This window comes from uncultured Jatrophihabitans sp., assembly GCF_964244045.1.
Taxonomy (GTDB): domain Bacteria; phylum Actinomycetota; class Actinomycetes; order Mycobacteriales; family Jatrophihabitantaceae; genus Jatrophihabitans.
On record NZ_CAXTHK010000015.1, the window covers coordinates 17,066 to 42,507 of the forward strand.

Annotated in this window: 23 protein-coding genes; 7 read left to right on the plus strand and 16 right to left on the minus strand. The window is 70.4% G+C overall.

The annotated features are described in order from the left end of the window. Positions 1–25 precede the first annotated feature (25 nt). Entirely contained in the window at positions 26–1,444 is a 1,419-nt protein-coding gene (locus ACFFC4_RS12505) for an MFS transporter (RefSeq protein ID WP_375501298.1), read from the plus strand. Here ACFFC4_RS12505 and ACFFC4_RS12510 read toward each other — a convergent pair. Then, a complete protein-coding gene (locus ACFFC4_RS12510) occupies positions 1,401–1,871 on the minus strand; it encodes an OsmC family protein (protein WP_375501300.1) in 471 nt (156 codons plus the stop codon). The genes ACFFC4_RS12505 and ACFFC4_RS12510 overlap by 44 nt on opposite strands. Positions 1,872–1,921: 50 nt before the next feature. Between ACFFC4_RS12510 and ACFFC4_RS12515 the strand changes: the two genes are divergently transcribed. Continuing rightward, positions 1,922–2,719: a Rieske 2Fe-2S domain-containing protein gene (locus ACFFC4_RS12515; protein ID WP_375501302.1), complete on the plus strand. Its 798-nt coding sequence runs from the start codon at positions 1,922–1,924 to the stop codon at positions 2,717–2,719. A gap of 47 nt (positions 2,720–2,766) precedes the next feature. On the opposite strand, the gene ACFFC4_RS12520 is transcribed toward ACFFC4_RS12515, so the two are convergent. From ACFFC4_RS12520 to ACFFC4_RS12545, 6 genes are all read right to left on the minus strand, one after another. After that, entirely contained in the window at positions 2,767–3,612 is an 846-nt protein-coding gene (locus tag ACFFC4_RS12520; protein WP_375501304.1) for an EamA family transporter, read from the minus strand. Positions 3,613–3,718: 106 nt separating this feature from the next. Beyond that, positions 3,719–4,519: a putative protein N(5)-glutamine methyltransferase gene (locus ACFFC4_RS12525; RefSeq protein WP_375501451.1), complete on the minus strand. Its 801-nt coding sequence runs from the start codon at positions 4,517–4,519 to the stop codon at positions 3,719–3,721. Continuing rightward, positions 4,516–6,843, minus strand: coding sequence for a SpoIIE family protein phosphatase (locus ACFFC4_RS12530; RefSeq protein ID WP_375501306.1), 2,328 nt, complete (start codon positions 6,841–6,843; stop codon positions 4,516–4,518). Before ACFFC4_RS12530 ends, ACFFC4_RS12525 begins: the two co-directional genes overlap by 4 nt. Beyond that, the gene (locus ACFFC4_RS12535) at positions 6,840–7,406 is read right to left on the minus strand and encodes a biliverdin-producing heme oxygenase (protein WP_375501308.1); all 567 of its coding nucleotides are present in this window, start codon (positions 7,404–7,406) and stop codon (positions 6,840–6,842) included. Before ACFFC4_RS12535 ends, ACFFC4_RS12530 begins: the two co-directional genes overlap by 4 nt. 102 nt (positions 7,407–7,508) lie before the next feature. Further along, positions 7,509–8,102 (minus strand): TMEM165/GDT1 family protein, encoded by a 594-nt coding sequence (locus ACFFC4_RS12540; protein ID WP_375501310.1) that lies wholly within the window; start codon positions 8,100–8,102, stop codon positions 7,509–7,511. Positions 8,103–8,122: 20 nt separating this feature from the next. After that, entirely contained in the window at positions 8,123–10,069 is a 1,947-nt protein-coding gene (locus tag ACFFC4_RS12545; RefSeq protein WP_375501312.1) for a neutral/alkaline non-lysosomal ceramidase N-terminal domain-containing protein, read from the minus strand. A 63-nt stretch (positions 10,070–10,132) separates the two neighbouring features. On the opposite strand from ACFFC4_RS12545, the gene ACFFC4_RS12550 reads away from it, so the two are divergent. From ACFFC4_RS12550 to ACFFC4_RS12560, 3 genes are read left to right on the plus strand one after another with little or no spacing between them, the layout of a single operon-like run. Next, positions 10,133–11,377, plus strand: coding sequence for an amino acid deaminase/aldolase (locus ACFFC4_RS12550; RefSeq protein ID WP_375501314.1), 1,245 nt, complete (start codon positions 10,133–10,135; stop codon positions 11,375–11,377). A 60-nt stretch (positions 11,378–11,437) separates the two neighbouring features. Then, positions 11,438–12,016 carry a carbonic anhydrase gene (locus tag ACFFC4_RS12555; RefSeq protein WP_375501316.1) on the plus strand — a complete coding sequence of 193 codons (579 nt, stop codon included), beginning with the start codon at positions 11,438–11,440 and terminating at the stop codon, positions 12,014–12,016. A 15-nt stretch (positions 12,017–12,031) separates the two neighbouring features. After that, the gene (locus ACFFC4_RS12560) at positions 12,032–12,568 is read left to right on the plus strand and encodes a GNAT family N-acetyltransferase (protein WP_375501318.1); all 537 of its coding nucleotides are present in this window, start codon (positions 12,032–12,034) and stop codon (positions 12,566–12,568) included. A gap of 1 nt (position 12,569) precedes the next feature. Here ACFFC4_RS12560 and ACFFC4_RS12565 read toward each other — a convergent pair whose 3' ends face one another. The 6 genes from ACFFC4_RS12565 to ACFFC4_RS12590 form a co-directional block, all read right to left on the minus strand. After that, positions 12,570–13,223, minus strand: a complete 654-nt coding sequence (locus ACFFC4_RS12565; RefSeq protein WP_375501320.1) for a hypothetical protein — start codon at positions 13,221–13,223, stop codon at positions 12,570–12,572. A gap of 18 nt (positions 13,224–13,241) precedes the next feature. After that, positions 13,242–13,769, minus strand: coding sequence for a sarcosine oxidase subunit gamma (locus ACFFC4_RS12570; RefSeq protein ID WP_375501322.1), 528 nt, complete (start codon positions 13,767–13,769; stop codon positions 13,242–13,244). Continuing rightward, positions 13,759–16,383, minus strand: a complete 2,625-nt coding sequence (locus tag ACFFC4_RS12575) for a 2Fe-2S iron-sulfur cluster-binding protein (RefSeq protein WP_375501324.1) — start codon at positions 16,381–16,383, stop codon at positions 13,759–13,761. The genes ACFFC4_RS12570 and ACFFC4_RS12575 overlap by 11 nt, the downstream gene beginning before the upstream one ends. After that, positions 16,380–16,661: a sarcosine oxidase subunit delta gene (locus tag ACFFC4_RS12580; RefSeq protein WP_375501326.1), complete on the minus strand. Its 282-nt coding sequence runs from the start codon at positions 16,659–16,661 to the stop codon at positions 16,380–16,382. The genes ACFFC4_RS12575 and ACFFC4_RS12580 overlap by 4 nt, the downstream gene beginning before the upstream one ends. 166 nt (positions 16,662–16,827) lie before the next feature. After that, complete coding sequence (locus ACFFC4_RS12585; protein ID WP_375501328.1) at positions 16,828–18,051, minus strand: sarcosine oxidase subunit beta family protein; 1,224 nt, start codon at positions 18,049–18,051, stop codon at positions 16,828–16,830. Positions 18,052–18,106: 55 nt separating this feature from the next. Beyond that, positions 18,107–20,584, minus strand: a complete 2,478-nt coding sequence (locus tag ACFFC4_RS12590; protein ID WP_375501330.1) for an FAD-dependent oxidoreductase — start codon at positions 20,582–20,584, stop codon at positions 18,107–18,109. Between the two features lie 50 nt (positions 20,585–20,634). Between ACFFC4_RS12590 and ACFFC4_RS12595 the strand changes: the two genes are divergently transcribed. After that, entirely contained in the window at positions 20,635–21,405 is a 771-nt protein-coding gene (locus tag ACFFC4_RS12595; protein ID WP_375501332.1) for an IclR family transcriptional regulator, read from the plus strand. Positions 21,406–21,482: 77 nt separating this feature from the next. Here ACFFC4_RS12595 and ACFFC4_RS12600 read toward each other — a convergent pair whose 3' ends face one another. From ACFFC4_RS12600 to ACFFC4_RS12610, 3 genes are read right to left on the minus strand one after another with little or no spacing between them, the layout of a single operon-like run. Beyond that, positions 21,483–22,625 (minus strand): aromatic ring-hydroxylating dioxygenase subunit alpha, encoded by a 1,143-nt coding sequence (locus ACFFC4_RS12600; RefSeq protein ID WP_375501334.1) that lies wholly within the window; start codon positions 22,623–22,625, stop codon positions 21,483–21,485. Beyond that, positions 22,622–23,794, minus strand: a complete 1,173-nt coding sequence (locus ACFFC4_RS12605) for an NAD(P)/FAD-dependent oxidoreductase (protein WP_375501336.1) — start codon at positions 23,792–23,794, stop codon at positions 22,622–22,624. The genes ACFFC4_RS12600 and ACFFC4_RS12605 overlap by 4 nt, the downstream gene beginning before the upstream one ends. Next, complete coding sequence (locus ACFFC4_RS12610; protein ID WP_375501338.1) at positions 23,791–24,138, minus strand: bifunctional 3-phenylpropionate/cinnamic acid dioxygenase ferredoxin subunit; 348 nt, start codon at positions 24,136–24,138, stop codon at positions 23,791–23,793. The genes ACFFC4_RS12605 and ACFFC4_RS12610 overlap by 4 nt, the downstream gene beginning before the upstream one ends. Positions 24,139–24,434: 296 nt before the next feature. Between ACFFC4_RS12610 and ACFFC4_RS12615 the strand changes: the two genes are divergently transcribed. Next, positions 24,435–25,442, plus strand: a complete 1,008-nt coding sequence (locus tag ACFFC4_RS12615; protein WP_375501340.1) for an ABC transporter ATP-binding protein — start codon at positions 24,435–24,437, stop codon at positions 25,440–25,442.

Consider the following 25,442-nt stretch of genomic DNA (forward strand, 5'->3'; position numbering starts at 1 on the left):
TAGTCAGCCAGTTAGGTTGCTGACTATGCCAAAGTCCAGTCAGCGTCCCGGGCTGATCCTCACCGTCCTGTCGCTCGCCGCCTTCATGGCCAGCCTCGACGTCTTCATCGTCAACGTCGCCTTCGACGACATCGGCCACGACTTCTCGGGGACGACGCTGTCGCAGCTGTCCTGGGTGCTGAACGCATACGCCATCGTCTACGCCGCCCTGCTCGTGCCGGCCGGGCGTATTGCCGATCGCTACGGGCGCAAGGGTGGCTTCCTCGTCGGGCTCGCCGTCTTCACCGTCGCCAGCGCAGCGTGCGCGGCCAGCGACGGCATCTGGGTCCTCGTCGCGTGCCGGGTGCTGCAGGCCGCCGGCGCCGCGCTGCTCACCCCGGCAAGTCTCGGCCTGGTGGTCGCCGCGACCCGCCCGGAGGAGCGCGCCCGTGCGGTGCGCATCTGGGCAGCCACGGGCGCGCTGGCCGCCGCGCTCGGCCCGGCCGTCGGCGGCATCCTCGTCGAGGCGTCGTGGCGCTGGGTGTTCCTGGTCAACGTGCCGATCGGCATCGGCGCGCTGATCGCGGCGGCGGCGTGGGTGCCGCGCTCGCGTGACGAGTCGGTCACCCGCATCCCGGACGTGCTGGGGGCCCTGCTGCTCGCGGTCTCGATCGGCGCCCTGACGCTCGGGCTCGTCGAGGGGCCGTCCTGGGGTTGGACCGACGGCCGCACCGACACGGCCTGGGTGATCGCCGTCGCTGCCTTCGCCGGGTTCGTGGTCAGCTCCCGACGGCACGCGGTGCCCGTGATCGACCCGTCGCTGCTGCGGGTGCGCGCTTTCGCGTGGTCGAACGCGACGTCGCTGCTGTTCGCGGCGCCGTTCGCGGCCGCCCTGCTGACCAACATCCTCTGGATGCAGCAGGTGTGGGGCTACTCGGCGATCCGGACCGGCTTCGCCGTTGCACCCGGCCCGCTGATGGTGCCGATCTTCGCGGCCGTCGCGCACCGGCTCTCCACTCGCGTCCCGGTCGGACGCGTGGTGGCGCTCGGCTGCCTGCTGATGGGCGCCGGCGGGGTGCTCACCTCGCTCTCGGTCGACGCCACGCCGAACTACGCGACGAGCGTGCTGCCGGGCTGGCTCATCGGCGGCGTCGGGGTGGGGCTCGCGCTGCCCTCGATCCTGAGCTCGGCCACCGCTGATCTGCCCGCCGCCCGGGCAGCCACCGGCTCGGCGATCGTCAACATGAACCGGCAGATCGGCACCGCCCTCGGCGTGAGCCTGGTCGTCGCCGTGCTCGGCTCGCCGGTCGGATACGCCGCCGCGCACACTGCGTTCCAGCACTCCTGGTGGGCGTTCGCAGCCGTCGCGGTGTTGGCCGCGCTCGCTGCGCCCGGCATGACGCCCGCCGCGGCCGCTCCGGTTACCGCACCAGAGTTGTCGGTTCGTGCCGTAGCGGGAAGTTGATCGAGCGGGCGATGAAGCAGTAGTCACCGACCCGGTCGTGCAGCGCCTGCGCCCGATCGAGGTCTGCGTCCTGGGTGATCGTGACCGACGGACGCAGGGTGACCTCGGCGAAGCGACCGCTGCCGTCGGGCTCGGCGAGCATGATGCCGGTGGGGGAGTCGTGGTAGTCGATGACCACGATGCCCACTTGCACGGCGAGCCACAGGTAGGTCAGCAGGTGGCACTGAGCGAGCGCGGCGACGAGGAATTGCTCCGGGTTCCATCTCGACGGATCGCCCCGGAAGGCCGGATCGGCTGAGCCCTCCAGGGTGGGCAGACCGGGCGCGCTGATGTCGTGATCGCGGGTGAACGCCCGGAAGCCTGTGGTGCCCTGGCCGAGGTTCCCGGTCCAGCGCAGGCCGAGTTCGTAGTGGTGCGGGACGGACATGGGGTGATTGTGTAACGCGTCGGCAAACTCGGTTGCTTACGGTTGCTGCGATGACCGCCTCCGACGTGCTCGTCCTCAGCGAGCACCCGATCTTCCGCCGCTTCTGGTACGCCGTCGGCTTCTCGGCAGGTGTCGACGGCCGGCCCGTCGCCCGGCGGGTGCTGGGTACCGGCCTCGTGCTCTGGCGCCCTCGTCCCGATGGCCCGGTGAGCGTGGCGCGCGACCGCTGCGCGCACCGGGACGCCCCACTCTCGCGCGGGTGGGTGAAGGACTACCTGCTCGTATGCCCGTATCACGGGTGGGAGTGGGACGCCGACGGAAGCACGCAGCGCATCCCGCAGTTCCCCGCCGCCCCGCTTCCGACGAAGAGCGGGCTGACCATGATCCGCAGTACCGAACGGTATGGAATGGTCTGGGTGTGCCTGGCCGGTGATGACGAGGGCGGTCCGATCGCCGACATCCCGACGATGCCCGAGTTCGACGACCCGGCCTGGCGGGTCGTGCCCGAGTACGAGTGGCCGTTCGCCTGCACAGCGATGCACCTGCTCGAGAACAACTTCGATCCGGGCCACGTCTCCTTCGTGCACCGCAATACGTTCGGCGACCCGGACAACCCCGAGTTGACGGACACCACCGTCGAGCGAACGCCGTACGGGCTACGCACCTTCGGCCAGGTGCCGGTGACCGCGCGCCCCGGTGAGGACGGCGCGACGCTGCGAACCACGGTGTCGCAGCTGCACCTGCCGTTCCTGGGCCTTCGACGACAAGGTCGAGGCCGAGGATCGCGACCTGCTCGAACTACTGCCCACCCCGTTCCCGCTGGCGCCGCACCTCAACGCCCACGCTAAGGCGGATCGCAACTCGCTGGCCATCCGTCGGCTCTGGAGTGAACTGATCACAGGTTGATCGCCAGGATGCCGACGACGGTGAGGCCGGCTCCGGCGATGCGCCAGGCCCCGAAGCGTTCCTTGAACAGAACCGTGCCGATGAGCGCGCCGAACAGGATGCTGCGCTCACGCGTCGCCGAGACCGCGGCAAGATTGGAGCGGGTCTGCGCCCAGATGACGATGCCGTACGCGGCCAGGCCGACGACGCCGCTGACGAGTCCGGGCACCAGCACGGGCTGGGCTACCTCGACCGTGCGGCGCAGGCCCCGGCCGGCGATCACCGCAATCGGGAACACCGGACCGAACAGGAGGAACAGCCAGCCGGTATAGCCGAGCGAACCGTGCGCGTGCCGCACCCCGACCCCGTCGAGCACGGTGTAGGTCGCGATCGACCCCCCAGTCGCCACCGCGGCCAGCAGTGCGGGCCGGTCGGACAGGTTCACCCGGCCACCGCCGAAGGCGACACACGCCAGACCGGCGCAGACCACGGCCAGCCCGGCCAACTGAACCGCGTCGAGGTGTTGGCCCACGACGGTGACGGCCACGACGCCGACGATCAGCGGCGAGACGCCCCGCGCGATCGGATACATCTGGGTGAAGTCGCCGAGCTGATAGGCACGGATCAGCAACATCGTGTAGCCCGTGTGCACGACGACCGAGGCGAGGAGGTACGGCCAGGCTCCGCAGGCCGGTAGTGGCAGCGCGAAGGCCACCACGAGCCCAAAGAGCACGTCGACGACACCCATGAGCGCGAAGCTGATCGCCTTGTCGTCGAGCCGGTGCGCAACCGCGTTCCAACTCGCATGCAGCAACCCGGCGCCGGCCACCGCTGCCGTGATCGCAGCGCTCGACACCGCCCCACCCTAGAGACCGCGCCGTACCCTGCCCTACCCAGTTGAGTGTCGGGTTAGTCCGGTGAGTGTCGGCTTACAACCCGCCACTCGACGCGTAACCCGACACTCAACCCGGGGGCGACGGCGCGGCGTTGGATCGGGGTTGTGTGCCGAGCACGACGGTGGCGCCGAGTTCATCATCGGCCTCGGTGCCGGGCACCAGGCCGGCCGCGCCCATCAGGTCCAGAGCTAGCGGTCGTTGCGTCTCACTCACCTCGAGGTAGACGGTGCCACCGGGCGCCAACCACCGGGGCGCCTCGGCGATGATCCGCCGATGCAGATCGAGACCGTCGGCGCCGCCGTCTAGCGTGAGAACTGGTTCGTGTTCCCGCGCCTCGCCCGGCAGCAGCGCGAGCTGCGCGGACGGCACGTACGGCGCGTTGGCCAGCAGCACGTCGACGCGACCGCGCAGCGATACTGGCAGCGGCGCGTACAGATCACCCTCGTACGCGAACGTACCTAACGGTATGTTGCTGCGTGCGCAGGCCACGGCGACCGGGTCGACATCGGTGACATGTAACCCGCCGACGGTCACCAGCGACGCGAACGCCGCTGCCAGCGCGCCGGTGCCGGCGCACAGGTCAAGGACCACCGGCAAGGGCGGGCTGCGCCGGGCTGCCGTACGCACCAGGAACTCGGTGCGCCGGCGCGGGACGAAGACGCCCGGCCGCACGCCCACCCGCAGCCCGCAGAACGCCGCCCACCCGAGCACCTGCTCGAGCGGCTCGCCGGCCACCCGCCGCTGCACCAGCGAGTCGAGCACCCGGTCGTCCGACGGCGCGGCAGCGAGCAGCAGGTCGGCCTCGTCCTCGGCCCAGACGCACCCAGCTGCCCGCAGGCGCGTAACGACCTCGGCGCGGGTCGTCAGGCTTCGCCGGTGCGGTACAGCGCGAGCACCGTCGCGTCGTCGGTGATCGTGGAGCGGCCGACGGAGGAGAAGATCTGGCGGGCGGCCGGGCGGGGTGACAGGCCGGCGATGAGGTCGCCGACGCGGTGCAGGCTCTCGTCGATGTCCTCGTCGCGGCGCTCGATGAGCCCGTCCGAGTACAGGATGACCCCGCCCCCGGCCGGGATGGCGAACTCGCGCGACCGGTACGTGGCGCCGCGTACGCCGATCGGCGGGCTGGTGACGACCGGCACGCCAACCGGGGTGCCGGATTCGTCGCTGACCAGGTACGGACGGGGGTGCCCCGCCACCACGCCCTGCGCGTGCCCGGTCCCGGGGTCGATGCAGGCAACGGTGAGGGTGGCGAAGGCGCCCGGCAGCATGTCGATGGCGAAGCCGTTGAGCCGTTCGACAGCCTGCGCCGGCCCGGTGCCGTCGAGCAGGTAGGCCCGCAGCGCGTTGCGCAGCTGGGCCATGGTGCCGGCGGCCCCGATGCCGTGGCCCGCGACGTCACCCAGCACCACGGCGAGCAGCCCGTCGCGCAGGACGACCGCGTCGTACCAGTCGCCGCCGATCCGACCACCTGCGGCCGGCTCGTAGTGCGCCGTCAGGTGCCAGCCGGAAACGACCGGCATCTGCGGCAACAGGCTGCGCTGCAGCGTCTCGGCCAGTCGCGACTCGCTGCGCATCCGGGCGTAGAGCGACTCGACGAGGTGATGGCGCAGATCGCCGGCGATCGACGTCTCGTTGCCCAGCCAGGCCACCGATCGGCCCCGGACGACCTCCCGCCAGCGTTCGAACGACTTGCGCGGGCTGAGCCGCACGTGGTTGCCCTCGCGTTCGGCGATCGCCTTGTTGCGTGGGTCGCCGCCCCAGTCGATGGAATGCGCGTACTCCTTGCGCACCCAGAGGATGTACTGACCGTCGGGCAGATTGACCGCGAGGACCCCGCTGACCACTGACGGCTCGACGTCCACCTCTGCGTCCAGGCCGGAGTTCGCGAGCGAGTCGGTCCAGACCACCTCGTCGCCGACGCTGCGTGCCCACGTCGACAGCGCGCGCACGACCGCGTCGGGCGGCACGTCACCCTGGGCGCGGGTCTCGCCCCGGACGTAGGCGACGACGCCGTCGGCCGGCACGAGGTCGAGCAGGTCCGGAGCGCCGAACAGGCCTTCGAGGACCGGCTCGCTCTCGTTCATGGTGGCCGCGGTGAGCTTGGCGAGCACCGCCTGGGCCGCGAGGCGCAACCGCAGCTCGTCGTCCTCGGCCTGGTCGAACAGGCGCAACGACAACGTCGAACCGAGGAACTCGGCGGCGGCCCGCACGCCGTACGGCGGCGTGTGCGTCGATGAGTAGTGGTGACACGCGATCAGGCCCCACAGCTTGCCGTCGCGCAGCAACGAGATCGACATCGACGCGCGCACACCCATGTTCTGCAGGTACTCGACGTGGATCGGCGACACGCTGCGCAGCGACGAAAACGTGAGGTCCTGCGGCTCGCCGGTGACCGGGTCGACGGTGGGCACGAGCGGTGCGGGCGCGTAGTCGACGTCCGAGATCAGCCGGATCCAGTTCTTCTCGTACAACGCCCGGGCCTGCGGCGGGATGTCCGAGGCCGGGTAGTGCTGGCCGAGGAAGGAGTTGAGGTCCTCGCGCCTGGCCTCGGCCACGACCTCGCCGTTGTACTCGTGGTCGTAGCGATAGACCATGACGCGGTCGAAGCCGGTGAGGGTGCGCACCGACTGCGCGGTGACGTCGTAGAGCTCCTGCAACGACGCCGCCCGGTTGAGATCGCCGACGGCACTGCGGGCGGCCTGATAGGTGTTCGGGAAGGAGAACGGCCGCGGCCCCTCGGCCGGTTCGAACTCGACCAGCAGGGCACTGTCGCTGCGGTGCAGGATCGCGTCGAACATGACGGGCTGCCCGCGCACATCGATCTGGATCTCGATCGGGTTGCGCTCGCGCAGGTCACCGAAGGCCGCCGTTACGCGCTCGAGAATCGAGCCGAACTGCGTACCGAACGCCGCACCGATGCCGTGCGCGACCACGTCGTCGACCTCGCGTCCGAGCAGCTCCGACACATTCGCAGACACCTGGCTGACGACGAGCTCGGGTTCGCGCACGACGGCCAGCACACCCCGCGGCTGGACGCTGCCCGGGATGTGGATGGGCTCGCGGGCGCAGTTGTCGAGGTCGATCGGCGTGCCCAGCGGCACGAACCGCGGGTCGTCCTCGACGGACGGGTGTCCGCCCAGTCCCGTGCCGACGGCCCGGGTCCCACGTTCCTGACCGAGCCCTCCGCTCATGCCACAGCCTCGCGGGTCAGCGGCGCGGTCCACTCGACAAGCGCGGCGAAGGTGGCGACGGCGGCCGCCGCAACCTGCTCGACGCGCTGCTCGTCACCGGCGGTCCAGCGCTCGAGCTGGGTCTGGAACGCCTTCCACATCGGGCCGGGGCCCTCGTCGTACGGGGTGAAGCATTCCAGCCGCAGACCTGGACGCAGCCGGGCCAGCGCGCGGGTGATGATCGCGCCGCCGAGTGTCGACCCCTCGGCGACGTAGAGCCACCCGAACACGTCGGCGGTACCGGCCCGACCGGTCACCGGCGGGGCGGGCGGCCCGAGGCGGCCGGCGAGCAGGGCGACGTCGCGCGCCAGTCGAGCGGTGCGCCGCCGCCGCGGCCAGCGCAGTGCGTCGGCGAGCGCGGGACGTGCGGCGGCCCACTCGTCCAGCACCGGTTCGGTGCCCGCCCAGAACCCGTGCAGGCCGGTGACGATGTCGCGCAGGCGCGCGAGATCGAGTGCGGGGTCCGTCAGATCGAGCCGGGCTTCCACGCACTCGTGGCTGTCTGCGGTTCGCTCCTTGAGCAACCGCGCCACCGTCGTCAGACCTGCCTCCCTCGCGCCGAGATCGATTTCTCGCGGCCACCATAACTGCCGACGGTGTTAAACGGGATCTTCTCGACGTACTGATCAACCCCGGATTGCAGTGACGAAGCTGTAAACGGCCAGCGCAACCATGACAACGGCCGCGACGCGGACGATCCAGGCGATGGGCAGCACGCGCAGTAACGTCTTTCCACCGAAGATCGCTACCAACGCCACCGACCACAGGGCCAGCAGCGCCCCGACCCCCACCGACAACGGATCGGAGTACTTGGCGGCCAGATTCGCAGTGAGGATCTGGGTGAGGTCGCCGAGCTCGGCCAGCAGGATGACGCCGAAACCAACGCCGGCGATCTTCCAGAAGCCGGCGTCCTCGGGAATGTCGTCGGGCTCGTCCTCTTCCTCCTCGTTGCCCGAGGCCTCCCGCCACAGCAGCACGGCGCCGACGAGGAACAGGACGCCGACCACGGCCTCGACCGGCCGGCGGGGCAACAGCGCGATCAGCGATCCGGCCGCCACCGCGACCACGACGTGCACGGCGAAGGCGGCCGCGATGCCGCTGAAGACCCAACGTGCGGGGTACTTGGTGGCGAGCACCAGGGTGGCCACCGCAGTCTTGTCAGGCAGCTCGGCCACGAAGATCAACCCGAATACGGTGGCGGCGACCACGAAGTCGAACATCGCGACGAGTTTACGGTCGATCAGTCGACGGCGAACTCCCGGGTGGCGCCGACGAAGTCGGTGCGCGTCCCGTCGCGGGCGCGGGCGGTGCCGGCGTAGCGCACGCGGTACCAGCCGGGCCGCACGTCGGGCGGGACGTCCCAGGTGATCGTCACCCGTGACCCGTGCCGACCGATTCGCGACCAGTGCAGCTTGGTGCTCCAGTCCCCGTCGTCGGCCACCGTCGTCCAGCCCTGCGGGTCGTCACGCTGGATCTCGAGGAAGGTCCCGCCGCGGCGGACGTCGTTGGCCAGGTGCGCGCCGACGAAGATCGTGGTGACGACCGACCCGGGCTGATACCGCGCACCCGGTTCGAGCACCACCCGGCCGAAGTCGCCCGCGGTCGGCTCGTCGTAGGTGGGCGGGCGTCCCCACCGTCGGGTGTGCGCGGACAGGTCGGGTGGCGGGGGACCGGCCGGCGCAGGCACCCCCTCGACCATCGCCCGGGCCAGGCCCACCGCGGTCTGCACGAACGCGCCGAGCTCCCACCGGCCGAACATGGTGCTGGCCGCCTCGTAGCGCTGGCCGTCGTACTCCTCGGGCGTGGTGACGTAATGGATGTAGGAGTTGACGTAGCCCGCCACGAGGACGTCGTCGAGCTCGGCGCCGAGGACCTCGGCCACCGCCCGGCGCAGGCGCAGCCCGGCCACGACCGTCACCTCGCCCGGAATGCCGATCAGGTACAGCCGCCCGATACGGACGAGGTGGACCGGCACCCGCTCGGCGACCATCGGGTGCATCTTGTTCACCAGCCAGGCAGGCAGGACGACGGCCTTGGGCTCGTGGGCCTCGCGCAGGCGCCGCGACGCCCGGTACCAGAGCCCGCGCGACAGCGCGTTCCACACAGGGTTGTCCAAGCCCTGCCGGAAGCCGGTGAAGCCGGGCCCCTCGTCGGTGCCCGCGAACTGCGCGGCCGCGGCCACCGCGGGACCGGTGCGGTGGGGGCGGCCGTCGCCGGTGAACTCGGCCCCGACCTCGAGGTCGCCGAGATCGACATAGGTCATCCGGCTGTCGAGGACTGCCTCGAGCGGCGTCGCGTCGGCCCGGGCAAGCGCCGCCGCGGCGTCGTACTGGCGCAGGCCGATGAGCCGGGTGTTCTCGAACTCGTTCTCCGTCGGGCCGCTCGTTGCGTCACGATCGGGTGCGTGGTTCAGGTTCGGCGACATGTCACCGGTGTTCGTCTGTGCGAAGGCGGTGATGACGTCCGGGTCGGCGCCCCATCGGTAGTCGACGCCGGCGACGAGGCGCTCCCAGTGGTAGGCGGCGTAGCCCTTGTTGTCGGAGCTGATCAGGTCGTTGGTGTTCGTCATGCTCGTGCCGTGCGTGGCGAACCAGTTGATCGCGCCGACGAGGCGGCCGTCGCGCTCGATACGCAACAGCGTGCTGAGCGCGTCGATCGCGCCCGGGAAGTGCGCACGGTCCTCGGGCGGATCGAGGTCGAAGGAACTGGGCGAACGGTTGGTGCTCGCGTCGTGCAGCCGGCCCTGGCACAGGCGCAGCTCGACCGGGGCGAGGTCGGCGTGCGCGTGGGCGATCGCGGCCATGGTGCCGTCGACGATCGCGGCGAACGTCGCAGACCGGAACCCGCCGGTGTTCGAGTTGTAGGTGGCGTGGTGTGAGTACCCGCCGGGCCCGCAGTGCGTGTGCGTCGCGGCGAGCAGCAGGTTGTCCTCGCGGTACAGCTCGCCGTAGCGGTCGGCGAGGCGGCGCAGCACCTCCTGGGTGACACTCTCCATGGGCAGCGCCATCTCATTGATGACCAGCAGCAGCCGGGCAGCGCCGGCCTCGAACACGAAGGCCCGCGACCGCAGTCGCAGGTGGATGCCCGCGGTCTGCTGGTCGGCCTTGCCGTAGCCGAGCATGCCGCACTCAGCCGCCTCGCCGGTGATGTCGGCGATGCCGCGGCCGGCGCGCCACCCGTCCGTCATAGCTGTGTGCTACCCGGTTGCGGGGCCGCCTGTTCGGCCGAGCTATGAACTACGGTCGTCGGCATGGCCGCGGCGATCACCCTCGACGAGATCCGGCCGACGGGGGCCCCGGACTTCGCCGCGCTCGAGCGGGCGACGGCCGAGCTCGATCCACCCTTCGCGGTCGTCGACCTGAACGCGTTGCGCCGCAACGCCTTGGACCTCGTGCGCCGCGCGAGCGGCACGCCGATCCGGCTGGCTTCGAAGTCCGTGCGCTGCCGGTCGCTGACCACCGCCGTGCTCGCGCTGCCCGGTTACCAGGGTGTGCTCGCGCTGACCCTGGCCGAGGCCTTGTGGCTGGCGACCGATGTCGACGGGGACGGCGGGGTGCGCGACGTCGTCGTGGCGTACCCGTCCGCCGATCGTGGCGCGCTGCGCCGGCTCGCAGCCGACGCCGCTCTCGCCGAGCGCGTCACACTGATGATCGATTCGGTCGAGCACCTGGAGTTCCTGACGTCGGTGGTCGGCACGGGCGGCCACCACCTGCGCATCTGCCTGGACCTTGACGCGTCGCTGCGGCTGGCCGGCGGACGGGTGCACCTCGGCGTCCGCCGCTCACCGCTGCACACCGCGGCCGAGGCCGTCACCCTGGCCCGCGAGGTGGTGCGCCGCCCGGGCTTGCGACTCGTCGGGCTGATGGCCTACGAGGCGCAGATCGCCGGCGTGGGCGACGATGCGGCTGCATCGATGCTGCGCAAGAACGCGATCCGGGCGATGCAGCGCAGGTCCGTGCCGGAACTGCGCGACCGGCGGGCAGCGGTCGTTGCCGCTGTGCGCGAGGTCGCGCCGCTCGAGTTCGTCAACGGCGGCGGCACCGGGTCGCTGGAGAGCACGTCGAGCGAACCGGCCGTCACGGAGGTCGCGGCGGGCTCGGGACTCTACGGGCCGGCGCTGTTCGACACCTACCGGCACTTCCAGCCCGTGCCGGCGGCCTTCTTCGCGCTGTCCGTGGTGCGCCGACCGTCGGCCGCGGTGGCAACGGTGGGTGGCGGCGGCTGGACGGCGTCCGGCACGCCCGGTTTCGACCGGCTGCCCACGCCCGTCTGGCCACCCGGTCTGCATCTCACCGCTCCCGAGGGCGCGGGCGAAGCGCAGACCCCGCTGTTCGGCCCTGGTGCGGCGGCGTTGCGGATCGGCGATCGAGTCTGGTTCCGGCATACCAAGGCCGGTGAGCTGTGCGAGCACGTCGACGACCTGCACCTGATCGACGGCGACCGGATCGTGGCGTCGGTGCCGACGTACCGAGGGGACGGCTTCGCGTTCCTGTAGTTTTGTCTACGGGAATAGTAGAGATACCGTGAGGGTCCTTCTCTCATCTGGAGCCTGCGCATGTCCGTCCTGCCCGAAGTCCTGTCCGCGAACGAGAGCTACGCCGCCGACTTCGGCGCCAAGGGCGAGCTCGCCCTGCCACCCGCGCGCGGGTTCGCCATCCTGACCTGCATGGACGCCCGGCTCGACCCCGCCAAGTACGCGGGGCTGGCCGAGGGCGACGCGCACGTCATCCGCAACGCCGGCGGCCGGGCGAGCGACGACGCCATCCGCTCACTCGTCATCTCCTACAAGCTGCTCGGCACCAAGGAGTGGTTCGTCATCCACCACACGGATTGCGGCATGGAGTTCTTCACTGACGAGGTCATCCGGGGGCTGCTCGCCGCGTCGCTCGAGACTGCGGCCTTGGACGAGACGGGCTTCCACGACGTCGGCACCGGCCCCGGCTCACCCGAGGCCAAGTACATCGACTGGCTGACGATCAGCGACAACGCCCAGAGCGTGGCCGAGGACGTCGCCCGCATCCGCAACCACCCGCTGGTGCCGTCGTCGATCCCGGTCTACGGCTACCTGTACGACGTCAAGTCCGGACGCCTCGTCGAGGTGCCGGAGGCGACGGCCGTCGGTGCTGCCGGCTGAGATAGCTTGCGGGACGTGTCACCGACGTTCCGCATCGCTGAGGTCTCGGACGTCGACGCCGTCCGCGACCTGGTGTTCCTCGCCTACCGCGGTCTGGAATCCCGGGTCGGGTGGACGAGCGAGGCCGACCTGTTTGACGACGAGCGCATCGACCACGCCGGCGTGCTGGCCAAGATCACCGACCCGACCGGCGTGGTGCTGCTCGTCGCCACCGACGACGACTCGCTCGTCTCGTGCTGCGAGGTCGTCCGGCGCTCGGCCGACGTCGCGTACTTCGGGATGTTCGCCGTGCGCCCGTCCGCCCAATCCGGCGGGCTGGGACGCACCGTGCTGGCCGAGGCTGAGCGCTACGCCCGCGAGGAGTTCGGCGTCGCAAACATGGAGATGACCGTCATCGCGCAACGCGTCGAGTTGATCAACTGGTACGTGCGGCGCGGTTACACGCGAACGGGGGAGCGGCGGCCGTTCCCCTACGAGGGGCTCGTGAACGGCCGCGCTCTGCGCGACGACCTGTACTTCGAGGTGCTGACCAAGCAGCTGCCGCCCGCCTGAGTCAGCTCATCTCCGGGATGTAGGGGCGCAGACCGATCGCGATGTCGACGCACGCCGCCAACAGCACCTCCGACACGACCGGCTCGACCCGCTCGGTCAACATCAGACGGGTTCCCAGGATCGGGATCTTGAGCGCAGCGCCGGCGTGGTCCCACCAGTAGAAAGTGCCGGTCAGCTCGTCGAGGGTGCGCATGGCGGTCCAGCCCGGGCCGCGCCGGATGACGTCGAGGTCACCGAGCGGACGCCCGTCGGGCAGCGTCAGATTGATGCGGAACAGATCCGGTGTCTTGGCGTCCTGCGGATCCGAGGTGAACCGGACGAGCTCTTTCCCATTCGCGTCCGACGCCACCGAAGGCGCCCCGCGCTGCACGGTGGCGAACGGCTCGCCGTCGCGGGTGATCTCGGTCGGTTTGCTGTCGCGCGAACCCACGACCAACTGGTGCCCGTCGGCGAACTCGAGCACGTGATTGCCGGCGCCGCCGTTCCTGAAGCCGAACAGGATGCCGACGCCCGCGCCCCGGCCGTCTGCGCCGCTCTGCGTGGCCGTGGCGATCGGGTCGCCCGGGCCGCTGTTGAAGACCATGCGCAGGCGGTTGGAGGTCTTGCGCGACACGGGGCCGGCGATGATCTCGGCGTAGGGCAATTCGGCGGTCATGCCGGGCAAGATAGCGGATCAGCTCAGGTCGGTACAGGCGTCCTCGAGCCACCGGGCGAGATAGGACGCAAACGACGAGCGGACGAGCAGCAGGATCTCGTCCTGCTGGTCGACGACGATGATCACCCCGGTCTGCGCGAGCAGCGTCGAGTAGCACGAGCCCACCGGCGCGACCGACACCTCGAGGTCGATGGCGCAGCCGCGAGCGAGCAGGTCGCGCGCGCGCGGCCCCGTCAGCTCGATCGTCGTGCGCTGGGCGGAGACGTCGGTGACGACGCCGAACTCCTGCAGCGAGGACCCGCGGGCCGTGCGCTCGGCCGGCGTGGTGAGCACGAGCCACTCGTCGGGCCCGAGCCGCAGCACGCGTTCGGGCTGACGACGCCGTGCGGCGTGCGAGCCGTCGGAGCCGAGCACGAGCCGCCGCAGGTCGTGCGAGGTGCGCACGCTCAGCTGTCCCAGCAGCGGGCGCTCGCGGCCCGTGACGCCGTCGCCGGTCAGCTGCCAGCCGGCGAGAGGACTTTGCGGGGCAAGCGTCTCAGCCGTCACGGCGGGCGTTCTCCTTGTCGTAGAAGACCGGGTCGACGACGGTCACCGGGGTGAGCACGTCCTGCGACCACGCGTACAGCCGCTCGCCGATGCGCTCGCGGCCGCTTCGGACGAGGGCGAGGGCGAATGTCGAGCCGAGGGCAACGCTGTCGTAGCTCGACGTCACATGCCCGAGCATGGGGACGGGGACCACCGCCGTGACATCGGATCCGGCGTCCGACTCGGCAAGCACCTGCGCGCCCTCGTCGATCGCGGCCCTCGGGTCGAGCGGTAGCAGCCCGACGAGGTGCTTGCGGTCGGGACGCTGGTTCTCGGCGCGCTGGAACGAGCGCTTGCCGACGAAGTCCGGCTTCTTCTTCGACACCGCCCACCCCAGGCCGAGATCGTGCGGGGTGACGGTGCCGTCGGTGTCCTGGCCGATGATCGGGAAGCCTTTCTCGGCGCGCAGGACGTGCATGGCGTCGGTGCCGTAGGGCGTGATGCCGTGCGGCTCGCCGGCCGCGACGACCGCCGCCCACAGCGCCAACCCGTACCAGGACATCACGTTGATCTCGTAGGCCAGCTCGCCGCTGAAACTGATCCGCGCGATGCGCACCGGCACGTCGCCGATCGTGGTGTCGCGCCAGGCCAGGAACGGGAACGCCTCGACGCTGACGTCGAGGTCGGGGGCCAGCGCGCTGACCACTGCACGCGACTGCGGGCCGACCACGGCCACCGTCGCCCAATGCTCGGTGACCGACGTCAGGTGGACGTCCAGCTCGGGCCATTCCGTCTGCGCGAAGTCCTCCAGGTGGTCCAGGACGGTCGCCGCGTTGCCGGTGGTCGTGGTGAGGACGAACTCGGTCTCGCTGATGCGCATGACGGTGCCGTCGTCGAACATCATCCCGTCGAGCCCGCACATCACGCCGTAGCGCGACATGCCGACCTTCAGCGTGCTCATCAGGTTCGTGTACATGAGGTCGAGGAATGCGGCCGCGTCGGCGCCCTGGACGTTGATCTTGCCGAGCGTCGAGGCGTCCATCATGGCGACGCCGGTGCGGGCGGCGTGCGTCTCGCGCCGCACTGCGGCGTGCGCGTCCTCGCCGGGCTGCAGGTAGTACTGCGGCCGGTGCCACTGACCGACGTTCTCGAACACGGCGCCGGCGCACTCGTGCCAGGAGTGGATGGACGTCGTGCGCACCGGGTCGAACAGGTCCCCGCGGTTGCGGCCGGCCAGTGCGGCGAACGCCACCGAGACGTAGGGCGGGCGGAACGTGGTGTGCCCGAGGTCTTCGAGCTGGACCCGCTGCCCTTGACTACTGAGCGCCTCCGCAGTGATGCCGGCGGCAATCAGGCCGGACGTCCGCCCCTGGTCGTGTGCGGTGCCGATCGTCGTGTAGCGCTTGACGTGTTCGACCGAGCGCAGCCCGGCGCCGGTGGCGCGCAGGACGTCGCTGACGGTGGCGTCGCGCTGCAGGTCGACGAAGCGGGTGTCGGGCCCGTTGTCGTCGAGCAGCGGCACCGACCAGATCACCGCACCGCCGGTGGGCAGCCCGTGACCCGCCGCGGCGCCGACCACGCTGACCTTTTCGAGCCCGGGCACCGGCCGCAGCGCCACGATCGTGTCGTCCCAGGCAAGCGTCCCGCGGGCCTGGCTGTACAGCTGCGCGGCCGGGCTCCAGCCGCCGGAGACGAGCAGCGCGTCGCAGGCGATCTCCTCGCCGGTGCTGAGCCGGATGCCGGTGACGCGGTCGGTGCCGAGGGCCTCCGCGACGCTCACGCCGTCGCGGACGTCGATGACCCTGACCTGCGCACCGGCGGTGCGCAAGTCGTCGGCCACCTCGGCTGTTCCGTCGTGGGCGGTGAAGATCACGATCTCGTCGCCGACCAGGACGCCGTAGCGGTGCAGGTAGGTGCGCGCAGCGCCGGCGAGCAGGACTCCGGGCAGGTCGTTGTTTGCGAAGGCGATCGGACGCTCGTGCGCGCCGGTGGCGACGACGACCTCGCCGGCGCGGATACGCCAGATCCGCTGCCGGGTGGTTGCGGACTCAGGCCGCTTCTCGATCGCCAGCACCAGGTTGTCCTGGTACCAGCCGAAGGCGGTGGTGCGGGTGAGCACGCGCACGCCGGTCAGGTCGGGCAGGTCCGGGCCGTCGGCCGTGCCGAGGTCCGAGCCGCCGAGTTCTGGTTGGTCGTCGACGAGCAGCACGCGCCGGCCGTCGGTTGCGGCGTCGGCGGCGGTCTGGAGACCGGCCGGTCCAGCGCCCACGACGAGCACGTCGCAGTGCGCGTGCACCGAGTCGTAGCGGGCCGGGTCGTCGCCCGTGGCGAGCGCTCCCCGGCCGGGCAGCCCGTGGGCGGCCAGGCCGTCGAACAATTCGACGGTGGTGGCAGTGAGCATCGGTTCCGGGAACGGGGCGTCGACCTGCACGAGCGCGCTGGCCTCGTCGACGCCGGCGGCCATCACTCCTCGCGGACGCCCCAACGCCACGCTCGTCGAGACCTGCATGACGTTGTTGGCCAGCAGTGCCGACGCGAGCGTGTCGCCGCGGTGCCCGAGGTATTGCACGCCGTCGAAGCTGAACTTCACGTCCGTGCTGCGGTCGATCCGGCCGAAGCCGTCGACCCGCCTCATGCGGGTAGCTCCGGCCGTGGCTCGCCGATCCGGTACACGGCAAGGAACTCGTAGGTGACGGTGTCGCGGATCGCGTTGAACCAGCGGCGACAGCCGGCGGTGTGATTCCAGCGCTCGGCGAACGGGCCGCGCGGGTTGTCGCGGAAGAACAGGAACTCGGCCCACTCCGCGTCCGACGTCTCGTTCGGCGCGGTGGGGTAGCCGAGGTGCGCCTGCCCGCCGTAGTGGAACTCGGCCTCCTCGCGCTTGCCGCAGTTGGGGCATTCGATCAGCTGCACGCCGACTCCCCTCCCGACTTGTCCGCCCTTTGCGGCGTCCGAGCGCGTCGAGGGGCGGACAACTCGCGGGGCGGCCGGGAGTTGTCCGCGCTTCGACACGCCGGGACGCGTCCAAGGGCGGACAACTCGGCAGACGGGGCGGACAACTCGCGGGACGGGGCGGGCATCAGTGGGCCACCGCGGCGGCGCCGTGCTCGTCGACGAGCGCGCCGGTGGTGAAGCGCTCGAGGGTGAACGGCGCGATGAACTCGTGCGGCTTGTCGTGGGCGATGGTGTCGGCGAAGCACCAGCCGACGCCCGGCGTGGCCTTGAACCCGCCCGTACCCCAGCCGCAGTTGAGGTACAGCTCGTCGACGGGGGTCTGCCCGACGATGGGGGAGGCGTCGGGCGTGGTGTCGACGATGCCGGCCCAGGTGCGCAGCAGGTGCGCCCGGGCGAACACCGGGAACAGCTCGAGCGCCGCCGCCATCTGCCGCTCGATGATGTGGAAGGCGCCACGCTGGCCGTAGCCGTTGAACGTGTCGACGCCGGCGCCCATGACGAGTTCGCCCTTGTGCGCCTGCGAGACATAGACGTGCACCGCATTCGACATGACGACCGTGGGATGGATCGGCTCGAGCAACTCCGAGACCAGGGCTTGCAGCGGATGCGACGACAGCGGCAACCGGATGCCCGCCATACCTGCAAGTACGGAGGAGTGCCCGGCCGCCGCGAGCGCGACCTTGCCTGCGGCGATCGGACCCTGGTTGGTCTGCACGCCGACGACCCGTCCACCCTGGACGTCGAGGCCGGTAACCTGGCAGTTCTGAATGAGGTCGACACCGAGGTCGTTCGCGCGCCGCGCGTAACCCCACGCGACGTAGTCGTGCTTGCCGATGCCGGCCCGCGGTTGATAAGTGGCGCCCAGCACCGGATAGCGGACGTCGGGGGAGATATTGACGATCGGGCAGATCTCCTTCACCCGGTCGGCGTCGACCCACTCGGCGTCCACGCCGTTGAGCCGGTTGGCGTTGACCCGACGCACCGAGTCGCGGACGTCCTGCAGCGAGTGCGCCAGGTTCAGCACACCGCGCTGGCTGAACAGGATGGGGTAGTCGAGGTCGGCCTCGAGCCCCTCCCAGAGCTTGAGCGAGTGCTCGTAGATCGCCGAGCTCTCGTCCCATAGGTAGTTCGACCGGATGATCGTCGTGTTGCGGGCCATGTTGCCGCCCGCGAGCCAGCCCTTCTCGAGGACGGCGATGTCGGTGATGCCGTGGTTCTTCGCCAGGTAGTACGCGGTGGCCAGGCCGTGCCCACCGCCGCCCACGATGACGACGTCGTAGGACTTCTTCGGTGTCGGGTTGCGCCACAGGAAGTCCGGCTGGTCCGGCAGCGCCTCGGGCATCGTCATGCGGGGTCCCCGCGAAAGCGTGCAGCGTTCTTTGTGGAGCGCTTTCGTGGGGTGCTCATGACCGGATTCGCTTCATCTCGGGGTCGACCAGCGGCTCGGCCGACACCAGGGCCGGGATGTCGCGGTCGAAGTAGCGGATCGTCAACTCGGTGCCGACGGCGGCGTGCTCGACAGGCAGCCACGCGTAGGCGATCCCGCGGTTGATCGTGTAGCCGTACGCCGCGCTGGTGACATACCCGACGGTACGGTCGCCCGCGAACACCGGTTCCTTGCCGAGGACGTGGTCGGCCGCGTCGGTCAACGTGAGGCAGGACAGCACCCGACCGACGTTCTCCTTGCGCTTGAGGAGCGCCTCGCGGCCGACGAAATCGTCCTTCTCGAGCCGCACTGCGAAGCCGACGCCGGTCTCGTACGGATCGTGCTCGAAGGTCATGTCGGTGCCGAACGAGCGGTAGCCCTTCTCCAGCCGCAGGCTGTTGAAGGCGCCGCGGCCGGCGGCGATGATGCCGTGCTCCTGCCCCGCGTTCCACAGCGTGTCCCACAGCGCCGCACCGTGCTCGGCGCTGGTGTACAGCTCCCAGCCGAGCTCGCCGACGTAGGACATCCGCAGCGCGGTGACCGGCACCGTCCCGACGTGGAACTGCTTGGCCCGGAAGTACTTCAGCCCGTCCTTCGACACGTCGGCGTCGGTGAGCGGCGCCAGCACGTCACGGGCGCGCGGGCCCCACAGCCCGATGCAGCAGGTGCCCGGGGTGGTGTCGCGGACCTGCACCGAACCGGCCCAGTTCCCAGCGGCGAGCCGCCTCCGCAGCCAGTCGAGGTCGAGATGGCCGTTGGCACCGACCTGGAAGACGTCGGGCGCGAGCCGCGCCACCGTGACGTCGGACCGGATGCCGCCGTCCTCGTCGAGCAGCAGGCAGTAGGTCACCGACCCCACCGACTTGCCGACGTTGCCGGTGACCAGGTGCTGCAGGAAGTCGACGGCGCCGGGGCCGCTGACCTCGAGGCGCATGAGCGCCGTCATGTCGTACATCGCCACGCGCTCGCGCGTCACCTGCGCCTCGGCCGCAACGATCGGCGACCAGTGCTGTGCCGCCCACGGGTCGGGCGTCGGGATCGTGCGTCCCTCGACCAGCCCCGCGTTGGCCTCGTACCAGTGCGGACGTTCCCACCCGGTGGCCTCGAGGAAGTACCCGCCGAGCTCCTGCTGCCGCGCGTGGAACGGCGACAGCCGGATCGGCCGCAGGTCCACCGCCGGCTCGAGCGGATGCAGGATGTCGTAGACCTCGTCGAAGTTGCGGCACGAGCGGGCCATCACGTAGTCCGGCGAGAGCTGGTGCTCGACGAAGCGGTTGACGTCGCACTCGTGCAGGTCGAACGACGAGCAGACGCCGTCGACGAGCAGCTCTGCAACAGCCCGTCCGACGCCGGCCGAGTGCGTCACCCAGACCGCCTCGGCGACCCAGAAGCCCTGCACCGTAGGCGATTCACCGATCAGCGGCATGTTGTCGGTCGTGAACGAGAACAGCCCGTTGAACCCGTCCGCAACAGACGTGTCGCGGGCGGCCGGCAGCAGGGCCTGCGTCTCGGCCCACGCCGGCGCGAAGTCCTCGGGCGTGAAGTCCAGGACGGACGGCATGGCCGGCGCGTTCGACGACGCTGGGTAATTGCTCGGGCTTGCGATGTCCTCGGCCCGCACCGGCATCGCCCGGTGGCCGTAGTAGCCGATGACGAGCTGCTCGCCGTCCTGGCGGTAGTAGAGGTCGTGGTCCTGGTGCCGCAGGATGGGTAGCGTCGCCTCCTGCCTGGCCCCGGCCAGGGCGGGAACCGCGCCGGTACGCGCGAGCTGGTGGGCCAGGGGCACGAGCGGCAGCGTCATCCCGACCATCGCCGCGACCTTCGGCCCCCAGATGCCGGCGCAACAGACGACGACGTCGGCAGGCAGCTCGCCGTGGTCGGTGACCACGCCGGTGACCCGCCCGTCGGTGACCGTGATGTCCAGGACCTCGTGGCGCGGTAGCAGCACGGCACCGCGCGCAGCGGCCTGCCGGGTCTGCGCGTCGACGGCGCGCACGGCCTTGGCGAGCCCGTCGGTAGGGATGAGCAGGCCGGCACGCACCCGCGCGCGGTCGAGCAGCGGATACGTCTCGACCGTCTCGTCGGCCGACAGGATGCGGGAGTCGATGCCGGCCGCAGTGAGCCAGCCGTGGCGGCGCCACAGCTCTCGCTCGCGCTCGGGAGTGGTGGCGATCTCGAGGCCGCCGACCGGCAGGAAGCACGGCTCGCCATCGACCTCGAGGCCGCCCAGCTTCTGGACGGTGTAGCGGGCCAGCTGCGTCATCGTCCGCGAGCCGTTGGCCTGGAACACCAGACCCGGTGCGTGCGACGACGATCCGCCGGGCGCGGGCAGCTCGCCCTGGTCGACGACGGTGACGTGCGTCCAACCGCGGGCGGTCAGCTCGTCGGCCAGCGCGGCGCCGACGACACCGGCCCCGATGATGACGACGCGGGTGTCGAGAGCCTGACCGGTCATGAGTACCGCCCAATTCCTGAGTGCAGGTGATCACCGAATACTGTTCCGGCATGACCAGCGGGCTGAACGGCATCCAGTCCGTCGACCGCGCCGTCAGCGTCCTGGAGATCCTGGCCCGCGCGAGCGAGGGCGTCGGGGTCGGCGAGATCGCCGCCGAACTCGGCGTGCACAAGTCGACCGCCTCGCGCCTGCTGAGCGTGCTGGAGGAGCGTGACCTCGTCGAGCAGGACGGTGAGCGGGGCAAGTACAGCCTCGGCTTCGGCGTCCTGCGCCTGGCCAGTGCGGTGCTGGGCCGCCTCGACCTCGTGGGGCGGGCGCGTGACGTGCTGCAGGACGTCGCCGCGACGGTCGGCGAGACCGTCAACATCGCGGTGCTGCGCTCGCACTGGGCGGTCAACGTCGACCAGGTGCGCGGACCGGCCGCCGTGGCCGCGCAGAACTGGACCGGACAGCTGACGCCTCTGCACGCGACGTCCAGCGGCAAGGTGCTGCTCGCCCACGAGAGCACGACCAGCCGCAGCCGACTGATCGCAGCTGCCGGTCTGGCCCGCTTCACCCGGCACACCCACACCACGGCGGCCGCGGTGCTGGCCGAGCTCGACCGCATCGTCGAGGTCGGCTACGCCGTCGCCCTGGAGGAGTACGAGGACGGGCTCAACGCCGTCGCCGCGCCCATCCGCGATCACACCCGGGCGGTCATCGCCTCGATCAGCGTGTCGGCGCCGGCCTTCCGCCTCGACCTGGCCCGCATCGAGGAGATCGTTCCCGAGCTGCAGGACGCGGCCCGGCGCGTGTCCGAACGCCTCGGCCACCTCGACTGACCCCCCTTCCGTGATCAACAGCAGCGAAACGTCGTCTGACGACGTTTCGCTGCTGTTGATCAGGGTGGGGAGAGAGCTCACTGCCGCACCTCGTCGGATGCGCTCTCCTCGGCGAGCCGGCCGCGCAACCAGTCGTGGAAGCCGGCGATGTGGTGCTCGCTGGGCACGAGCACGCCGCCCTCGGCGTAGAGCCGCGACGACATACCCAGCTGGCAGCGCTCGCAGGCATCGAAGTCCTGCTGGTTGACGCGGTCGAACAGCTCGACGGACCGATCAAGGTCGGCACCGGATTCGACGACCGAGGGCAGGTAGAGCCAGTCGCATTCGACGACGGTGCGATCGGGCGACATCGGGAACATCCGGTGGACGATCACGTGATCGGGCACCAGGTTGACGAACACCTGCGGCTTGATCGTGATCGCGTAGTAGCGCCGGTCCTGGTCGTCGCCCACGCCGGGGATGCGTTCGTGCCCGGCCGAACCGTCGATGGTGAAGCCCTGGACGTCCGGACCGAACTCGGCGCCGTGCCCGACGAAGTACTGCGCGGCGTAGCCGTCGGCGAACTCGGGCAGCACCTCGGTGAGCTCAGGGTGGATCGTCGCGCAGTGGTAGCACTCCATGAAGTTCTCGATGATCAGCTTCCAGTTGGCCGCGACGTCGTAGCGGATGCGTCGGCCGAGCTCGAGGCCCTCGACGGCGTAAGCATCGATCGCTGCGAGGTCGCCGAGGCGCTCGACGACCTCGTGCTGGACGGTGTCGGTGAACGACGGCGGATCGTCGGCCAGGCACACCCACACGTAGCCGAGCCATTCGCGCACCGCGACGGAGCGCAAACCCCACTCGACGCGGTCGATGTCGGGCATCTTGGTCAGGTTCGGGGCGGCCAGCAGCTTGCCGTCGAGGTCGTACGTCCAGGCGTGGTACGGGCATTGGAAACTTCGCAAGGCGCGACCGGACTCCTCGGTGCGGATGCGCGCGCCCCGGTGCCGGCAGACGTTGAGGAACGCGCGCAGCTCCCCGCGCCGGTTGCGTGAGATCAGCACGCTCTCGCGGCCGACCTGGACGGTGCGGAAGGCTCCCGGTGCGTTGAGATCGCCCGCCCGCACGGCGCAGAACCACATCTGCTCGAAGACGCGCTGCTGCTCGAGCGCGAAGACCGTCTCGTCGGTGTAGTAGAGCCCTGGCAGGGTCGGCAACAGGCTCTCGGGAAGCTGACTCATACGGCCACCCGCTGGGCGGCGGCCAGCTGTTTGCGCCAGCGCATGAACTCCCTGCGCTGCCCCACGGCCAGCACCGCCGTGGGTGCTCCGGCTCGGCGGTACACCGCGACGAAGTCGAGGTCCTCGACACAGCCGGTCTCGACGGTGACCTCGTCGGCGCCGCGAGTGTGTCCCGCGACCTGCAGCGTCAGCCCGTACTGCTCGGACCAGAAGTACGGCGGACGAGTGACGTGCTGCACGGTGCCCGCCGACAGCAGCGTGGCCGCCGCGACGGAAGCGCGTTCCCGCGCGCCGCTCCAGTGCTCGAGGCGGTGATGGACGCCGAGCGCCGGTTCGTACCAGGTGGCGCAGTCGCCGACCGCGACGACCCCGGGTAGGGCCGTCGCCCCGAACGCGTCGCAGACGATCCCGCCGCTGACGTCGAGACCCGACCCGTCCAACCATTCGACGTTCGGCACGACGCCTACGCCGATGAGCACGACGTCGGCGGGCACGACGCGCCCGTCGGCCAGCTCGACGCCACTGACCCGTCCGGCCGCGTCGGCCTGCAGGCTGCTGACCGCGACCCCGGACTCGAATCGGACGCCGTGCGCAAGGTGCAGACCGGCGATGACCGCACCGAACTCGGCGCCCAGCACGGTGCTGAGCGGAGCCGGCGCGGCCTCGAGAACGGTGACATCGACGCCCAGACCGTGCGCGGTGGAGGCCACCTCGGCACCGATGAACCCGGCCCCGACGACGACCAATCGCGCACCGGGGACCAGCTCGGCACGCAGCGCGGTCGAGTCGTCGAGGGTGCGCAACACGTGCACGTGCTCAGGCATCATTGCCCATGGCTTGCGCGCCCGCGCGCCGGTCGCGAGGACCAGTCCGTCGACCGTCAGCTCGCGTCCGTCGGCGAGTTGCACGGCGCGGCCGGACGGGTCGAGGCCCGTGGCAGCGACACCGGTGCACCAGTCGACCTCGAGCGAGTCCTCGTCGGCCAGCAGGTCGAGGTCGGCACGCGCCGCCACCCCGGCCAGGAACCCCTTGGACAGCGGCGGGCGGTCGTACGGGGCGTGGGACTCATCGCCGACAACGGTCACCCGGCCGTCGAAGCCCTGGGCGCGCAAGGCGCGGGCTGCGGACAACCCGGCCAGGGACGCTCCGATAACGCCGATCGACTTCACGCGGAACCCCCCGTGGCGAGCGGTGGCAGGTTCGGCTCGGCCGTGGACAGCGTCAGGTAGACGTCGCCGTCGACGATGCTCACCTGGTGGGTGCGGACCGGGCGCTTGGCCGGCGGGGCGTCGACGCGGCCGGTGCGCAGGTCGAATTTCGAGGCGTGCAGCGGGCACTCGACCTCGCAGCCCTCGAGCCAGCCGTCGGCGAGCGAGGCGTCCTGGTGGGTGCAGGTGTCGTCGATCGCGAACACCTCGCCGTCATCCGTATGGAACACAGCAACGGCAGTCTGGAGTCCGAGACGCAGCGCCTCACCCGGCCCGACGTCTGCAAGAGCACATACCCTGATCATCGCTACTACCTCGTTAGGCACGGCCGGACGTCTGCACAGGCTACGACGCGGATTGCGCCTTGAACAACCTGATGCGTATGGCGCAACTGTCCGGCGTGTCGTCGCGAGCCTCCATCCGTAACGGGTTGGGCCTGCCGACGGGATCCAGTAGTCGATAACGGTGCTGTCACGGCCGGACGAACATCGGGTGGACGACTCAATTGCTGGCTATAGTCGACCGACTTTGCCGACCGGGAAGAGGTACGGACAACAGTGGATGAATCGAATGTGGCACGTGGGAACCGGAATCGACTCCGGTGACCACTCCGAGCGCAGCGCCACTGGAGTTTCGCAACGTCAACAAGCAGTACCAGGGGGCACCCACACCGGCCATCGCCGACCTGTCCTTCACCGTGCCGGCCGGCGAGGTATGCGTTCTCGTCGGGCCGTCCGGGTGCGGCAAGACCACCGCCATGCGCATGGTCAACCGGATGATCCAGCTGAGCAGCGGGGACATCCTGCTGGGCGACAAGAGCGTCAACGCTCAGTCCGAGGTCACCCTGCGGCGCGAGATCGGCTACGTCATCCAGAACGTGGGCCTCTTTCCGCACCTGACGATCACCAACAACATCGGCACGGTCCCGAAGCTCCTGGGCTGGGACAAGAAGAAGATCGCCGAACGTTCCGCGGAGCTGCTCGAACTGATCGGCCTGCCCGCCGAGATGGGCAAGCGCTACCCGAGCCAGCTCTCGGGCGGGCAGCGCCAGCGCGTCGGGGTGGCCCGTGCGCTCGCCGCCGACCCGTTGCTGATGCTCATGGACGAGCCGTTCGGCGCCATCGACCCCATCAACCGCGACAACCTGCAGAACCAGTTCCTGCGCTTGCAGCGTGAGATCCGCAAGACGATCGTCTTCGTCACCCACGACATCGACGAGGCGATCAAGATGGGCGATCGCATCGCGATCCTGCGCGAGGGCGGCGACCTCGTGCAGTACGACACACCCGAGAACATCCTGGCCGCGCCGGCCGACGACTTCGTTGCCCAGTTCGTCGGGGCCGACCGGGGCCTCAAGCGCCTGGCGCTGTCGCGGTTGTCGGATCTCGAGCTCGACCAGGGCGCCGACGCCGGCGGCACCGGCCAGACCATCTCCGTCGACGCCACCCTGCGTGATGCGTTGTCGCTGATGATGACCGATTCGCTGCGACCGCTGGAGGTCCAGAACGGCGACGGACACCGCGTCGGCTACGTCTCCATCGAGCTGATCAACCAGAGGTTGCACCGCGGCCGGACCAGCACCGTCGCGCCCGACCTGGCGAAGGGCTGA